The 16,085-nt window shown below is 74.8% G+C and carries 12 protein-coding genes; 5 read left to right on the top strand and 7 right to left on the bottom strand.

Going from position 1 to position 16,085, the window contains the following annotated elements; all coding sequences use genetic code 11:
- The first annotated feature begins 61 nt into the window (after positions 1-61).
- Both ACN27G_RS30145 and ACN27G_RS30140 read left to right on the top strand, forming a co-directional pair.
- Positions 62-901 (top strand): hypothetical protein, encoded by an 840-nt coding sequence (locus ACN27G_RS30145; protein ID WP_421496073.1) that lies wholly within the window; start codon positions 62-64, stop codon positions 899-901.
- Between the two features lie 265 nt (positions 902-1,166).
- Positions 1,167-1,376 (top strand): BldC family transcriptional regulator, encoded by a 210-nt coding sequence (locus ACN27G_RS30140; protein ID WP_007073996.1) that lies wholly within the window; start codon positions 1,167-1,169, stop codon positions 1,374-1,376.
- A gap of 77 nt (positions 1,377-1,453) precedes the next feature.
- On the opposite strand, the gene ACN27G_RS30135 is transcribed toward ACN27G_RS30140, so the two are convergent.
- From ACN27G_RS30135 to ACN27G_RS30105, 7 genes are all read right to left on the bottom strand, one after another.
- A complete protein-coding gene (locus tag ACN27G_RS30135) occupies positions 1,454-2,182 on the bottom strand; it encodes an ABC transporter ATP-binding protein (protein WP_421496072.1) in 729 nt (242 codons plus the stop codon).
- A gap of 86 nt (positions 2,183-2,268) precedes the next feature.
- Entirely contained in the window at positions 2,269-3,270 is a 1,002-nt protein-coding gene (locus ACN27G_RS30130) for an ABC transporter ATP-binding protein (RefSeq protein ID WP_421497507.1), read from the bottom strand.
- Positions 3,271-3,311: 41 nt separating this feature from the next.
- Positions 3,312-5,999: an ABC transporter permease gene (locus tag ACN27G_RS30125; RefSeq protein WP_421496071.1), complete on the bottom strand. Its 2,688-nt coding sequence runs from the start codon at positions 5,997-5,999 to the stop codon at positions 3,312-3,314.
- Between the two features lie 83 nt (positions 6,000-6,082).
- Entirely contained in the window at positions 6,083-9,286 is a 3,204-nt protein-coding gene (locus ACN27G_RS30120) for an FtsX-like permease family protein (RefSeq protein ID WP_421496070.1), read from the bottom strand.
- Positions 9,287-9,607: 321 nt separating this feature from the next.
- The gene (locus tag ACN27G_RS30115; RefSeq protein WP_421496069.1) at positions 9,608-9,856 is read right to left on the bottom strand and encodes a hypothetical protein; all 249 of its coding nucleotides are present in this window, start codon (positions 9,854-9,856) and stop codon (positions 9,608-9,610) included.
- 173 nt (positions 9,857-10,029) lie between these two features.
- Positions 10,030-10,656, bottom strand: coding sequence for a hypothetical protein (locus ACN27G_RS30110; protein ID WP_421496068.1), 627 nt, complete (start codon positions 10,654-10,656; stop codon positions 10,030-10,032).
- Positions 10,657-10,816: 160 nt separating this feature from the next.
- Entirely contained in the window at positions 10,817-12,178 is a 1,362-nt protein-coding gene (locus ACN27G_RS30105) for an ABC transporter substrate-binding protein (protein ID WP_421496067.1), read from the bottom strand.
- A 171-nt stretch (positions 12,179-12,349) separates the two neighbouring features.
- On the opposite strand from ACN27G_RS30105, the gene ACN27G_RS30100 reads away from it, so the two are divergent.
- The 3 genes from ACN27G_RS30100 (at position 12,350) to ACN27G_RS30090 (ending at position 16,078) form a co-directional block, all read left to right on the top strand.
- Entirely contained in the window at positions 12,350-12,739 is a 390-nt protein-coding gene (locus ACN27G_RS30100; RefSeq protein WP_421496066.1) for a hypothetical protein, read from the top strand.
- A 194-nt stretch (positions 12,740-12,933) separates the two neighbouring features.
- Positions 12,934-13,644, top strand: a complete 711-nt coding sequence (locus tag ACN27G_RS30095) for a DUF2786 domain-containing protein (RefSeq protein WP_421496065.1) — start codon at positions 12,934-12,936, stop codon at positions 13,642-13,644.
- 238 nt (positions 13,645-13,882) lie between these two features.
- Positions 13,883-16,078, top strand: coding sequence for an FUSC family protein (locus ACN27G_RS30090; RefSeq protein ID WP_421496064.1), 2,196 nt, complete (start codon positions 13,883-13,885; stop codon positions 16,076-16,078).
- Positions 16,079-16,085 lie beyond the last annotated feature (7 nt).

The raw sequence follows: 16,085 nt of genomic DNA, 5'->3' as shown, positions 1-16,085 counted from the left end.
GCCGAAGGTTCGTCGGAGATGCCGGCGGCGGCCGGCTTCCGTTTCGTGGGAGGATCGCGCCGTGCCGTCGCTCTTCGCTTCCTACCTGCGGGTGTACGAGCCCCTGACCGCCTTCGACCGGGACCGGCAGATTTTCTGGCGCCGGTACGTGCGGGAGGGCAGGGCGGTGGGCCCCCTGGAGGGGCCGGTACGACAGCGCACGGCGGTGATCGAGGCGCTGGGTGCCGGCTGGACCCGCCTGCCCGACCTGCCCGAGGAGGCGTACGTCCTGGAGGCGGACGACACGCTGCTGGTCTGCCCCTGGAACCTGCGGGTACGGGTCGCCGAGGCGGCGCTGAGCGCACGGGACGGCGTGCCTCCGGTGCTGGCCGACGCCTTCGTCCCGCCGGTCCTCGCCGGCCAGGCCAAGGCCGTGGTGGAGGACTGGCGCAGCGGTGCGCGGGTGCTCGAGCACGGGGTGCCGAGGCTGCACGAGCAGATCGCCACCTGGGGGATACCGCTGCGCTGGTTCGTCTTCGTCGCCCCGGAGGAGCGCGAGCTGACCACCCGGCCGGACCGGCGGGTGCTGCGCTACCGGACCGAGATCTCCAAGGCCCGGCGGCGGGCCTCGCGGGGCCTGTCGGTGCTGCGCAAGTCGGTCGGGGACGCCCCGATCACCGAGGCGGTCGAGGAGGGCGCCCGGTGGCTGGAGGAGTTCCATCCCCGGTCGGTGGTGGAGCTGGACTACGGTGGGCTGGTCGACCTGCTGCCGGACGAGGCGCTGGCCGGCGACGACTCGCCGGAGCTGGTCGCCGCCGGGCTCGCCGGGCTCTCCCGGGGCGATGCCGAGGCGGCCACGGAGGCGTACGAGAAGCTCGTGGCGCGCTGGCGGGCGGTCCAGTTACTGGAGCGTTGCAATTAGCGAACGATGCGGCTGGAAGCGGCGTGGGAGCGCGCACAGGTGAATGCCCCTCGTAATATCGACGTCACGAGGGGCAATCGGCCGTCCGGTTAAGTCTTTTTCTGGCATAAAAAAGGGCCATATTTCGGTCATTGTTCATCCGTCCATCCAGGGACCTTCGGCCGTTCGGCCCATGTCGGACATCGGGGACTAGCCGGACCATGGGAGACGCGTCGGCCGGCGGGACCCCGGCCGATGTCTATAGGCACCTGTGGAGGAGTGACCGATGGCATCGCGTACGCATGAACCTGAGCCGCTACTCACGCCGGCAGAGGTCGCGTCGATGTTCCGTGTCGACCCGAAGACCGTGACCCGGTGGGCGAAGGCGGGCAAGCTCAGTGCGATTCGAACGCTGGGCGGACACCGCCGTTACCGTGAGTCGGAGGTTCGTGCCCTGCTGCAGGGCCAGATCCCCCAGCAGCGGCAGGGCGACTGAGACTCGTAGACCGCACGTCGCATCAGGGTGGGGCTCGGTCGAGTCCCACCCCTGATGCGTGCCGGTGCCGGTGCCGCTCAGCCCCCGGCTCCGGCCGCCCCGACCAGGCCCGCGCCCTCCACCAGTCCGCCGTCCACCAGGCGGCCGTCCCGCAGCGTCAGCACCCGGTCGGCCAGGTCGATAAGGGTGGGATCGTGGGTGGCCACCAGCGCGGTCATCCCCCGGGCGTGCACCAGCGCACGGAGCAGATCCATGATCGAGCGACCCGTCTCCGAGTCGAGCTGCCCGGTCGGCTCGTCCGCGATGAGCAGCGCCGGTTCGTTCGCCAGCGCCCGGGCCACCGCCACCCGCTGCTGCTGGCCGCCGGAGAGCTCGTACGGGCGTTGCGCCGCCTGACCGCCCAGTCCGACCAGCTCCAGCAGCATCGTCACCCGCTCCTCCCGCTCGGCCCGGGGGCGCTTCGCCAGCCGCAGCGGCACGCCGACGTTCTCCGCCGCCGACAGGATCGGGATCAGCCCGAAGGACTGGAAGACGAAGCCGACCGTGGAGCGGCGCAGCTCCAGCAGCTCCTCGGTGCCGGCGGCGGTGACGTCGTGGCCGGCGACGTGGATCCGCCCGTGGTTGGGCCGGTCCAGGCCACCGATCAGGTTCAGCAGGGTCGTCTTGCCCGCACCGGAGCGGCCCCGGATCGCCACCAGCTCGCCCCGGGCGGCCGTGAAGGAGACCTCCCGCACCGCGTGCACCACCCGGTCGCCGGTGGGATAGTCCCGGCCGACCCCCTCCACCCGGACCAGTTCCTCGCCCATCGACCGCCCCCGTCCGCCGTCGCCACCCGTGTCCCGGCCCCGGCGATGCCGCCCCGCCGTGCCGGTCCTGCCGTCCCCGCCGCCGTTCACGCCGGTCCCCCGTCCGTGCCGGGCCGGACCTGCACGTGGTCCGGCTCCAGGTTCAGCCGTACCCGGTCGCGCAGGCTCAGCGCCGACACGAACGGGGCCGGCAACTGCATCCGGCCCGACCGGTCCAGCAGCGCGTACTCCTCGGTGACCAGCTCCTCGACCCCGTCGGCGCCGAGCCGGGTGGAGCGGCGTACCTCGGAGGCGGTCCGCCCGTCGCGGATCGCGACCGTGCGGCGGACCTGGGCCGAGACGGCGTGGTCGTGCGTGACGACCACGATGGTGACGCCCAGCTCGGCGTTGATGGTGCGCAGCGCGCCGAAGACCTCGGCCGCGGTCGCCTCGTCCAGCTCGCCGGTGGGCTCGTCGGCGAAGAGCACCTCCGGGTCGTTGGCGACCGCGACCGCCACCGCGCAGCGCTGCTGCTCGCCACCGCTCATCTGGTCCGGCCGGCGGTCGGCGCAGTAGCCGACGCCGACCATCTCCAGCAGCTCCGTCGCGCGGCGGCGGGCCGCCCGGCCGCGCGGGCCCCGGGCCAGCCGCATCGGCAGCTCCACGTTCTCCACCGCCGTCAGGTACGGCAGCAGGTTCCGCGCGGTCTGCTGCCAGACGAAGCCGACGGTGTGCCGGCGGTACCGCAGCCGGCGCTTCGGCGACATGGTCAGCAGGTCGACGTCGGCCACCCGGGCGATCCCGGCGGTCGGCACGTCCAGCCCGGAGAGGATGTTCAGCACCGTCGACTTGCCCGAGCCGGAGGCGCCGACGACGGCGAGCAGCTCGCCCCGGTCGACCACCAGGTCCAGCCCCTGTAGCGCGACCACCTCCACCCCCTCGGTCTTGAAGATCCGGACCAGCCCGTCGCAGACGATGTGGCCACGCAGCCGGTCCCGGCCACCGGCGCGGGCCGCCGCCCGCTCCGCCGCCCGGCGCTGGAGCGCGGCGAGGTCCGGCACCGCACCGGCGCCGGTCGGACCCGTCATCAGCTCTCCCGGACCCGTCATCAGCTCTCCCGGACCCGCCATCAGCTCTCCCGGACCCGCCATCAGTTCTCCTCTCCGAGCCGGAGCACCTCGCCGAGGCGCATCCGGCGGTTGAACAGGCTCTCCACGCCGAGGGCCATGCCCAGGGCCACCACCACCAGCAGCAGTACGCCGACCGCCAGCAGCGGGTCGAGATGGATCCGGGCCGGTACGCCGCCGGTGAAGCCGGCCAGTCCCAGCGCCGGCCCGAGCAGCCGGGGCAGCGCCGCGCCGACCACCCCACCGGTCAGCACCGCGACGCCGAGCAGCGGCACCAGCTCGTAGACGAGCAGTCCCCGGCCCTGCCCAGGGGAGAGCCCCATGGTGCGCAGCCGGGAGAGCACCCGGCCCCGCCCCGGCGCCTCGGCGAGCACCGCGAAGCCGACCGCGAGCAGCGCCAGCGCCGTCGCCCCGACCACCCCGGTGCCGAAGGCGAAGCTGAGCAGGGCGTTGACGCCACTGCGCTCCAGCGACCGGCGATGCTCCGGCCAGGTGCTGACGCTGACCGGCGTCTGCGGCCTGGCCTCCTCGACCGGCTGCCCCACCACCCCGGCCAGGTACTCCCGCTGGGCGCTGTCCACCGTCGCCGTCAGCGCGTCGACCGAGAACCCGTCGCCGGCCACCAGGAACTGGTTGGGCCGGATCGGCTGGAACTCGGGCACCGGCATCGCCTGCCAGGGCAGCACGACGAAACGCCGGGAGTCGACCGCGACCCCCGGGAAGCCCGACGCCACCCGGTCGACCCGGAACTCGTACCGCCGGCCCTGCACCTCGGTGACCGCCCCGGCGCCGACGGCCGCGGCCACCTCCGGGGAGACCAGCGCCGGCACCGGTCCGTCCAGCCGCCCCGGTCGGGTCAGCGTCGGCGGCAGGTCGACGTCGACGCCGCTCGTCGCCACCACCCGGGCCAGCGACGGGCCATCCACCACCAGCACCTGGACCTGCCCGAGGTCACGCCCGCCGAGCAGGTTCGGGCTGGGCGAGCGGAGCGGCTGACCCACCTCGAACGCCAGCGGGCTGACCGCGCCCACCCCGGGCAGCGTGCCGAGCCGGTCGGCGGTCTCCCGCACCGAGTACGAGCCGACGATCCGGGCGTCGGCCCCGACCTCCTGGTCGGTGACCCGGTCCCGGGCCTCGGCGACGGTGCTGGTGACCACGCTGGTGAAGACCCCGGTGGCGATCGCGACGACGAGCACGGCCAGCGGGCCGACGGTCACCGGGGCGCTCCGGCCGGCCCGGGCCAGGCCGACGAAGGGCACCACCGTACGGGCCCGGGCGGTGAGCCGGCCCAGTTGACGCAGCGGCCACGGCACCAGGCGCAGCGCCAGCAGGGCGGCGGCGACGGCCAGCAGCACCGGCACCGACACCAGATAGGGATCGACCCCGCTGGCCTGGCTCAGCCCTCGCCGGTGCAGCAGCACCACGCCGAGCACCGCGAGCAGCAGGACGAAGAGTTCGGCGGTGAGCCGGCGCGCCGACGGGCGGTGCCGGACCAGATCCTGCCGGCGCCCCACGAAACCTGTCCGGCGCTGGCTCAGCACCGCCAGCAGCGGGATGGCCAGGGTGGTGCCGGCGGCCACCAGCGCCACCCCGAGCGGTTCCGCCCCGGCCGGCCGGCCCGGCAGCGTCCGGCCGAGCAGCCAGCCGGCGAGCACGGCGACCGGCAGCACGCCGACCGCCTCCCGCAGGGTGCGGGCGCCGACCTGCACCGCGGCCGCCCCCCTGGCACGGAGCAGGGTGAACTCCTCCCGGCGGCGTTGCACCGCGAGGCCGGCGGCCAGCACGACCAACCCGGAGAGGGTGGCCAGGATGCCGGCCTGCACCACGGCGAGCAGCGCCCGCACCGCCCGTAGCTGGGCGTCGAACCGGGCCACGGCGGTGTCCAGGCCGGTGGCCAGCACCAGGCCGCTCTCCGGCGGCGTCCGCCGGCTCGCCCCGACCGCCGCCAGCACCTCCGGGATGTCGGCGGTGGTCGTCCGCTCCTCGTCGACCCGGTAGCGCCACTCGTAGGTGACCCCGAGCCGCCGGGCCGCACCGGTCAACCCGGGCAGGTCGGTCAGCAGCGGCGCCCGGTGCGTCGTGCCGGCGCCCGGGTCCGGGCACGGCACCTCGGCGATCCGGATCGCGTCCCAGCTCGGCGCGGCCGGGTCGATCGGCTCGTACAGGCCGACGATGCGGATCGGGACGGAGCCCCGGTCGATCCCTCTGCCGGTGAGGACGACGACGGTGCCGACGCCCAGCCCGAGGATGCCGGCGGCCTCCCGGGACAGCACCGCCTCGACACCGCCCGTGGATGCCGGCCACCGTCCCTGCACCATCCGCATCTCCCGCTCGATGCCGGCCTGGCCGCGCAGCGGCAGCTCCGGCCGGCACAGCCCGCGCAGCGCGGGCGCTTCGCCGGAGACGTCCAGGTCCTTCGGGCCGATCCGGCCGGCGAACCACTGCTGGCCGACAAGCGACGGCAGCGGGCCGGGCAGCCGGGTCCGGAACCGGTCGAGCACCCCGGCCGCCGCCGCGGCGTCCGGCCCCTCGGTGGAGTACACCGACGCGGTGAAGGTCAGGTCACGCACCTGGTACGGCAGTGCGCGTACGTCGTGCCGGAGCCCGTCGTCGGCGTACCCGTTCGCCAGCCGGGGCGCACCGGTCACCAGCAGCGCGGCCACCAGGCCGAGTACGCCGAGCAGCCCGAGGTAGCCGGCGAAGACCCTCATCCGGCGCACCGGTCCCGGCAGCCGGCCCGACCGGCCCGGTCCGCCGGGCACCCTCCCCCGCGCCCGTCCCCGTACCGTTCCGCTCACCGGTCCTCCCCGATCCGGAGCTGGGCCGCGACCAGCCGCGACCGCATGGTGGCGGCGGTCAGCCCGCTGAGCGCGAGCGCCAGCACCAGCAGTACGGCGGCGGTCCCGCCCGCCGGCAGCCAGGCGATGTCGAGCAGCGGCGCCGGCACCGGCCGCTCCGCCGACGGGGTGAGGATGACCAGCGGTGCCATCGTGGCCGCCACCGCGATCCCGACCCCGAGCCCGACCAGCACGCCGATGCCGGCGAGGAAGGCCTGCTCGACCAGGAGCGACCGGGCCAGCAGCCGGGGACCGGCGCCCAGGGTGTGCAGCACGGCCAGCTCGGTCACCCGGCGCCGGGCGGTGGCCCGGACGTCCACGGTGATGCCGACCGCGGCGAGCAGCAGGGCGCCGAGCGCGGCCGCGAAGAGGGCGGCGCGGGCGCCGACGCCGTACGGGTCGGTGCCGGAGCGCCCGGCCACCGCCACCCGGTCGGCGACCTGGAGCCCGCCGAGTCCCGCCGCCGCCTCGGCCGCCGCCCCGTGCCCGTCGGGCCGGGTCGCCAGCCACCACTCCTCGGGCGCGGCGACGATGCCCCGCTCGTGGAAGAGCACCGTGCTCAGCGAGGGGAGGTCGACCAGGAGCCCGGCGGGCTCCGGCACGCCGGGCAGCGCGGCGACCGTCCCGGTGACCCGGACCTGGACGGCGCCGCCGGCGAGCACCAGGACGCTCTGCTCCCCGACACCCATCCGCAGCCCGGCCAGCGCCTCCGGGGTGGCCACCACCGGCACCGCCCCGGCGTCCCGGGCGACCGCGACGGCGAACGACACCGGCGAGTTGACGCCCGGCCACGACGACGCCGGGGCCTCGTAGCGGACGTCCAGCCCGCTCCGGCCCGCCGTCGCCGGCCCGCTGTTGCCGGAGCGGTCCACCGCCTGCCAGCGCTCCCCGCCGGCCAGCGGCACGGGCGTACCGGTGCCGTCGGCCGGGTCGGCACGCAGGCCGCCGAGTCGCCAGTCGACGACGTACCCGGCCGGGCCGAGGGTGTCCACCACGAAACCGGCGAGTGCCGGCGGCGGGCCGTCTCCGGGCAGCTCCACGTCGAAGCGGAGCGGCCTGCCGTCCTGGCTCGCGCCGAGCGCGACCCGGAGGTGCCCGCCGTGCGGCCCGGCGAGGATCGCCGCGGTCCGCACCGTACTCCGGGCGACGCCGCCGGTGCCGACGGTGCTGATCGTGCCGGTGAGCCGCCGGGTGCCGGGCGGCAGCGCCACGACCGGGGCGCCGACCCGGGCGGCGGTCATGCCGGCGAAGAGCCCGGCGGCGTCGCCGTCGACGAGGTCGTCGCGGAGCCGCACCACCCGGCCGGCCTCGGCGGCGTCCAGCGCGACCATGCCGGCCTGCACGCCCTCGGTGCCGAGCCGGGGAGCGTCCCGCCAGGCAGGCAGGATCCGTTCCGTGCCGGGCAGCCCGGCGAGCTGGCCGGCCCGGGCCGGTGGCGCCACCCCGCTCGCCTCGACCAGCCGCAGGTCCGCGCCGACCTGGTGGTCGGCCTGGTCGGTCAGGGACCGCTCCGAGGTGGCGGCCAGGCACCAGGCGAGGGTGCCGACCGCCACCGCCAGGGCGAGCAGCAGCACCGGACCGGCGTGCGGCCGGCGGCCCGCCTGCCACATCCCGAGCATGGTGCCGGTCCAGGACCGGCGGTCGACGTACCGCTCGGCGAGGCGGGCCATCGGCGGCAGTCCGCGCAGCGCGAGGACGGCGCCGGCCAGTACCCCGACCGTCGGGGTCGCGGCCAGCAGCGGGTCGATGCCGAGGGCGCCGTCGGGGCGGGCGCCGGCCAGCGGTGAGGAGTACTGCCGCAGTTGCAGCCAGCCCAGCACCGCCAGGGCGACCAGGGCCACGTCCATCCCGGCCCGCTGGGCGATCGTCCGCCGGCTGGGCCGGGACCGGCTGGCGAGCTCGGCCACGTAGCTGCCGCCCCGGCGCAGTGCCGGGCCGAGCATCGCCAGCGCGCAGCCGAGCGCGGCGAGCGCGGCGACCAGCCAGGTCCGGGTGTCGGGCCGGGGGTTCAGGTGCAGGGCGGCGGCGGCCAGGACCGGCGTACGGTCGGCCAGCCGGACGAGTTCGGTGGCGAGCAGCGGCGAGAGGACGGCGGCCGGCAGGACGACGAGCAGCGCCTCCCGGGCGGCCAGGCCGGCGAGCTGACCCCGGCCGGCACCCCGGGCGCGGAGCAGGGCCGCCTCGCCCCGGCGCTGCTCGGTCAGGAGGAGGGCGACCAGCAGCAGCGCGTACCCGCCGAGGACCACCACCAGCAGCATCGGGGTGACCAGGGCCGACCGGCCGACCAGGCCGGCCCGCTCCAGCCGCTGCACGAGCTGACCGAGTTCGGTGCTGACCAGGCCGGAGCTGCCGAGCCCGGTCTCGGCGGGCAGGCTGGCGCCGACCCGGTCGGCGGCCTCACCCAGCCGGCCCAGCGAGTCGATGGTGGTCGAGGTCAGGTCCGGCTCGACGAGCCAGCCCACGGAGGCGTTGCCGACGAAGCGGTCCAGGAAGTCCGCCCGGTCGACCACCAGCGGCCCGTACGTGGCCGAGCCGGCGGCGACCCCGTCGGTCACCTCGGGCACCAGCCGCCAGTACGGGTCCCCGGCGTCGCGGGGCTTCCAGATGCCGGTGACCCGCACCTCGGTGACCCGGTCCGTGACCCGGTCGGTGATCGGGATCAGGTCACCGACCCCGGCGCCCAGGATCGTCGCCACCGGCTCGGCGAGCGCGGCCTGCACCGGCCGCTCACCGGGGCGCGGCCACTCACCGCCGGTCAGCCGGGCGTGCCCGGGAAGGTCGTCGAGGAAGACCACCCGGGCGAAGACCAGACCCTGGGCGTCCGGCACGGCATTACCGGTACGCCCGGAGAACTCCCGCCCGGTGGCGTAGCCCGCCCCGGCGACGGCGACCGGCACCCCGCCGAGGCCGTCGGCGAACCGGGCCCGGACGGCGGCGTCCCGCTCGGTCAGCTCCGCCCCGGTGCCGCCGGCGGTGCCGCGGACCAGGATGGAGCGCTCCTCCGGGGAGGCGGCGGCGACGGCCCGTTCGGTGCCGGAGTCGACCACCTCCCGGCTGTAGCCGGCGAGGCCGGTGAGCAGGGCGGTGGCGATCAGGGTCGCCCCGGTCGCCGCGAGAAGCAGACTCTTCGCCGCCCGGGCACGCCGGAACACCAACCTCATCGTCTCGCGTCTCCCCACGGCCGATCCGGGCGGCGTCGGTCGTCGTCGCCCTCATGGCTGCGAAGCGCCCGAGCGTGCGGGAAAGGTTGGCGGGAGAGGCAGTGAGTTGGCCTACAGCCGAATTCGTGACCCGGCCATGATCAAACCGATATCGACTTGTTGCGCCCCGGTACTGGCGCACCGTCCGGTACGGCAGGCGGTGGCGGCGGCCCGCCCGACCGGGTGACGGCAGGCGGTGGCGGCGGTCTTCCGGATCGTCGTGTCCGGAGAACCGCCGCCACGGCGTCTGTCGGAGTGCCGGTCTGTCGGAGTGGCCGCCGGTCAGGCGGTCGGCGGGTGTCCTCCGTCCCCGTCCACGACCTCGTCCGGCTTGCCGTCCTCGTCGGCGTCGACCATGGTGATGTCCACCTTGCCGTCGCCGTCGGTGTCGAACTGGAAGAGGTCCGCCTTACCGTCGCCGTCGGTGTCCACCACCCAGACGTCCGTCTTGCCGTCCTGGTTGGCGTCCGCCCGGAGCAGTTCGATCCGTTCGTCACCACGGGTGTCGACGGTCTCCTGCGAGTCGCTCATCTGTTGCCCTTCCGTCAGCTTGCAGTTCTGGCCACGCCGGAACCGTCGGTCCGCGTGCCGCCCGGACACCCCACGAGAACCTCCCGGACACGACGTCCCGACTGTGCCACCTGACGTACCCCCGCGTGACCCCGGCCATGCCCCGGCGCGCCGTCGAGCCCGGAACGCGAGCCTCAGTTCGCGACGTACGGGTTGGTGTCCCGGTCCTGGTAGTTGACCTGGTCGATGGTGCCGTCGCCGTCGGTGTCCACCATCAGCCGGTCGGCCCGGCCGTCGGAGTCGGTGTCGACCCGGATCTCGTCCGGCCGGCCGTTGTAGTCGCTGTCGGTCATCCAGGTGTCGGTCCGGCCGTCGAAGTCGGCGTCCGCGACCACCCGGTCCACCAGTCCGTCCCGGTTGGTGTCGGTGACGACCGAGTCGATCCGGCCGTCGCCGTTGTTGTCCTCCAGCACCTCGTCCACCCGACCGTCCAGGTCGGAGTCCCGTTCGATCGTGTCGAACCGGCCGTCGGAGTCGGTGTCCTGGTAGCTGAGGTCGACGACCCGGTCCCCGTCGGTGTCGAACTGGAGCAGCTCGGCGTAGCCGTCGCCGTCGAGATCGGTGGCGACCTCGGTGACGCCGCCGGAGTACTGCGTGACGACGGTGGTCACCGGCGGCGGCGCCTCGACCTCCGGGCCCAGCGGGAGCGGGTCCGGCAGGAGGTCGACCGCCGGCCCGAAACCCTGCTCCTCGTCGACGCCGGGCAGTTCCTGTTCGGCGAGGACGTCGTCGGTCACGTTGGGGTCACCGTCGTAGCTCATGTCGTACCTCCCGGTCTCCCGATCGCCGGCAGGGCCGCCGGACGGACACGGGGACAACGCTAGGCGGACGGCCCCGCCCGGTGACTCCCGAAAGTGTGCCACTCCGCCGCGGACGACCCGGCCCGGCGCCGGATGCTCCGGGTCGGATCGGTCGGGCCGGCTACTGCGGTTGCCGGATGTTCACCCCGGCGGCGGCGAGCGCCTCGATGACCCTCGCCGACTCACCGAAGCCGATGACCAGGATCGCGTCGGCACCGAACTGCTTGATCTCCTTGGCGCCCTGGCTGAAGTCGACCGGTGGGGCGTCGGGGGTGGCCGGCGGATCGTAGGTGAAGAGTCGCACGTCCGAACCGTGCCCGGCCCGCTCCAGTTCGGCCCGGACATTGCCCTGGAGCCCTTCGCCGTACGAGTCCTTCCGGGCGATCAGGGCGATCCGGCTCGGCCCGTCCCGCAGGATCATGTCGGCGAGCGCCCTGCCCTGGAGGATGTCCGAGGGCGCGGTGCGGAAATAGAGCCCGTTGTCCTCGATGGTGCTCAGCCCGGCGTCGGTGTTGCTCGGGGAGAAGAGCACCAGCCCGGCGGCGACCACGTCGGGGAGCACCGCCCGGGAGATGCCGGAGGCGCCGGCCCCGATGATGACGTGTACCCCCGCGGAGACGTGCCGCGCGACGGTCGCCTTCGCGGTGTCCGGGTTGGTCCCGTCGTCGCCGTCGACCCACTCCACGGGCTCGCCGAGTACGCCCTCGGCCGCGTTGATGTCGTCGATCGCCAGCGCCGCGCCCGCGCCCATCGGCGGATAGGCAAGCGCCAGGTCACCGGTGCGGGGCAGCAGGCCGCCGAGCTTCAGCGGCGCACCGCTCTCCTCCTCGACATCCCTGGTCTGACGCTTGGGCGCCGGGGGCTTCTTGACGCTGGCCGCGGACTCGTCACCCGCGCCGAGAAACTCGGTCTTGCCCTCGTCGAGCTGCTCGTCGGTGCCGAAGTGCAGGGTGGCGTAGCTGGCCGTGGAGGGCTCGCCGGCGTCGGTGAAGCCACCCCGGTTCAGCGAGACCCCCCGGTAGGCGACGTCCCTGCCGGCCCGGGCGAGATCCAGGCAGTCGGCGATCGAGTCGCAGCGCTCGCCGCCGGTGGTGACCCCGACGATCTGCCGGGCGATCTGGGCCGGTTCGGTGGAACCGGCGAGCTGGGCGGCGATGGCGCTGATCACGACGGCGTCGTACGTCTCGGCGGCGTAGAGGAAGTCGGAGAGCTTCGGATCCTTCCTCAGCAGCCGGCTCTTGAAGTCCTCGGAGAGCGGGGTGAGCGGCGTCGTGCCCTTCATGCCCTTGAGTAGACCGGTCGGCTGCTCGAACTCCGCCTTGAAGGAGTTCTGCATGTTGCCGTCCGTGCCGTAGAGGTGGACCTGGGTCGGCTGGGCCTGTTCGGCCCCGCCTTCGCCGTCCGAACCGCAGCCGGTCAGCAGCAGCGCCGCGCACGCGGCGGCGGACAGAGCTGCGCGGCGGGTGCCGCGGAATACGAGCATGGGGTCGTCCTTCCTCCCCGGAGATCCGTTGCGCACATTAGCGCGCCCGCCACACACGCGCGTCCGCGCCTCGACCCGCAACTTCCATCGGAGGGGCGGTATCATCCTGAATAACTCACACTCGGGCGGTTTGTCGGACGAGGCTTGACCTGTCGGCATACCCTTCCGCACGTGACGGACGTTCCGCAGGAGACGCTGGATGACGCCAGGGCGGTGCTCACCTCCGCGCTGGCCGGTGACAGCGACGGGGTGGTCGGCACGTTCGACGCGGTGGTGGACCGGTCCGGCGTGGCCGGGGCGTACGAGGTGGCCTGGTGCCTGGCGGCCACCATGGTCGGCCACGGTGTGCCCAGGGGTGCCTGGACGCTCGATTTCCCCGGCATCGACGAGGCCGGCTACGACGCCCGCTGGGTGGCCCGGTTCGTGAGCGCCTACGCCAACTCCGACGGCGACACCGGCGCCGCGCTCTTCGGCGCCGCGCTCGCGGACGGGCAGCTGCCGGAGTGCCTGCTCACCCTCGCCGGCTCCGCCGTCGCGACGCTGCGTCACCGCGCCGGATAGAGTTGTCATCGACGCCCATCTTTGCACGTTCCTCGGCCGTTTTGTCCAGCGAGAGCGGATCCATCTGTCCCGCGAGCCCGGATCCGATCGTCCGGGCCACCACCACCCCCGCCGCCACCACCGATGACGATGCCGACCGGCCCGCCGGTCGCTCCGCCCGTGTGGTGGCTCCGCCCGTGTGGTAGCTCTGGTGCATGTCCGACGCGATGCTCAGCAAGGTCCGCAAGTTGCTGGCCAAGGCGGAGGACCGGGCCTGCACCCCCGCCGAGGCCGAGGCGTTCACCGCGAAGGCGACCGAGCTGATCGCGCGCTACGGCGTCGACCGGGCGCTGCTCGCCGCCCGGGACCCGGAGACCGACCTGGTCGGCGACCGGACCGTCGACGTCCCCGCCCCCTACGCGCTGGACAAGGCGGGTCTGCTGGCCGGGATCGCCGACGCGCTGCGGTGCCGATCCGTGCGGCGGCGTGGCGGCAACGGCTTTGTCCTGCACCTCTTCGGCTTCGCCAGCGACCTGGAGCGGGTGGAAGTGCTCTTCACCTCGCTCCTGGTCCAGGCCGCGCACGGGCTCTCCGTCGCATCGGTGCCGCCGGGTGACCATCCGGCCGCGTTCCGCCGCTCCTGGCTGGCCGGCTTCGCGGCGACGGTCGCCGAGCGGCTGCGCCGGGCCGAGGCAGCGGCCGCGACGGCAGCGCCGGAGAGCGGTCCCTCGGTGGCACTGGTCCTCGCCGACCGGTCGGACCGGGTCGACCGGCGCCTCGCCGAGGCGTATCCACGGCTGCGTACGGCAGCACCCCGCCGGTTGCTCGGCGGCGGCCTGGAGCAGGGCGCGGCGGCGGGCCGGCGGGCAAACCTCGGCGGCACCGGACTGCGCTCCGGCCGGTCCACCCCGCTCTCGCCCGCCTGATCGTTCTTCCGCCCGCGTGATCGCCCGGTTCGGCGCCTCCTGCCCGGCCTCCGGCCGGCCGACCGGAAACGTCGTTCGTACCCCCGGGGTCTGGCCTGGTCCGGAAGCGTCGGCGGGGCGCCGCCGGAGGTGAGAGGGTGAGGGCGGGCGGCCACGGGGGCTGCGTGGCGCCGCCGCCCTGATCTCCGTCGGTGTTCCGCCCGGCGGCCGACCCGGGCGGGCACGGCGGAGGGCACCCATGACCAGGATCGGCGTCGCGGACCGGCTGCGTCGGCGGGACCCGGAATACCGGACGCTCCGCCGGGGCGTCCGGCTGGCCCTGGTCGCCTCCGCGGGAGTCTTCGGCGGCAAGTACGGCCTGGACAACCCGTTGCTCGGGCTCTACACCCTCTTCGGGGCCCTCGCCACCGGCTTCGTCTCGCAGGTGCCGGGCAGTCCCGTGCAGCGGACCCGTGCGCTGCTCGGCACCCTGCCGGTCGCCTGGATCCTGATCACGGTCGGGACGTTTCTCGCGTTCGACACCTGGGTGGCGGCGGCCGGCATGCTGGTGGTGGGATTCGTCATCCCGTTCGTCGGGGTGGGTGGACCACGGATTCTCAGCCTCGCCACAGGGCTGCAACTCTTCTACATCGCGGCGTCGTTCCCGCCGTACCAGCCGGGGAGCCTGCCGTCCCGGCTCGGCGGTGTGACTCTCGGGATCGGCCTGCTGATCATCGCCGAGCTGCTGCTCTGGCCCGATCCGGCGCCGCGGAGCTACCGGCACCTGCTGGGCGGGGCGGCCGTCGCGGTCTCCCGCTATCTCGACCTGCTGGCCGCGCGGGCCGCCGGTCGGCCGGTCGACCGCGCCGAGCTGTCCCGGCGGAAGGCGGAGGTGGGTGAGGCCATGGCGGAGGTGTGTCTGGCCCGGATCCCGCCGACCGAGCGGCCGGCCTCGGCGGGGCGCCGGGACCGGGCGATGCGGCACGGCGACCGGCTGCTCCGGCAGCTGCTCGGCCACGCGTACCGGATCGACGACGACCTCGGCGGCGTCCGCGACGACGTCCCGGACGAGAGTCTCGCCGGGTTGCTGCGGCAGGCCGCCGCCGTCCTGCACGACGCCGGCCGGATGCTGCGGGACGGGGCGGGGCGCGTCGAGACGACCCTGCTGACCGAGCTGGAGGCCCGGATACGGGATCTCTACGACCGGCCGCCGGAGGTCTCCACGACGGACTCGGCCCCGGCACAGCTGCGCAGGGAGGCGGTGGGGCTGCGCGCCGCCGACCACGTGCACGCGTTCGGCATCGCCGCCCGGATCGTCGCCGGGCTGCGCGCGCCGGTCCGGCCGTCCGGCGGCCCGGGCCTGGACGAGTTCTGGTACGCGCACCGGCCCGCCCGGGCGCTCTACTGGCACCAGTTCCGGTTCCACCTCACCACCCGCTCGGTCTTCCTGCAGGGGGCGGTACGGGTCTCCGTCGCCCTGGCCAGCGCGCGGGTGATCGCCGGTTTCCTGCCGCTCAACCACGGTTTCTGGGTCCTGCTGGCGATCCTCACCCTGATGCGGACGTCCGCGGTCGACACCCGCAAGACGCTACGGCCCGTGCTGCTGGGCACGATTCTCGGCGCCGCCGCCGGCACCCTGCTGCTCTTCGGCGCGGGCGAGACCCGGACGGTCCTGCTGGTGGCGCTGCCGCTGAGTATGGCGCTGACCTTCACGATCGCGCCGCTACTGCCGCAGGCATGGGGACAGGCGCTCCTGACCGTGCTGTTCGTGCTGGTCTTCGCCCAGACCGGGCCGGCGAAGATCGAGATCGTCGGTGAGCGGTTGCTGGATGTCGTCGTCGGCGCCACCGTCGGCGTGCTGGCCGGCGTGCTGCTCTGGCCGAAGGGCGGCAGCGGCGAACTGCACCGGTCCATCGCGCGCTATCTGGCCGTGAGCGCCGCCGCGGCCGAGGAGGCGACCGGGGCCCTGGCCGGCCGGACGGCCAGGGCCGGGGCGGTCGACGCGGCTCCGCAGGCGTGGGTCCTGGCCGAGGCGTCGTTCCTGCAGTACCAGCTGGAGCGGGACGACCCCCGGCTGCCGGCGATCGACTGGCAGGCGGCGCTGACCGCCGGCCAGCACCTGCACATCGGCGCGATGTCCCGGTTGCGCCGTGCCGGGCATGCCCGGCTGACCGATGTGGAGGATGCGGCCGGGCCGCTCGACGACCTCGCCGGCCGGCTACGGCGGCGCTACGACGATCTCGCCCGACAACTCTCCACCGGCCGGCTCGACCGGCCGGTGCCGCCGCCACCGGCACCGGAGGACTTCGACCGTCGGGTGCGCGGCGTGCTGGACGCGGGCGAGCCCTGGGCCGCCGCCCTCAACCTGCTGGACGTCGAGGTGTGGCTGACCGGCGCCGGCGCCGACCTGGAACGGATCCAGCCGCCCCGCGCCGAGGCGACCGCCGCCCGGTGACGGCCCA

This window comes from Plantactinospora sp. WMMB334 (assembly GCF_049179095.1).
Taxonomy (GTDB): Bacteria; Actinomycetota; Actinomycetes; order Mycobacteriales; family Micromonosporaceae; genus Plantactinospora.
Note: the sequence above shows the minus strand (reverse complement) of the source record. Positions and strands in the feature narration are given on the sequence as shown.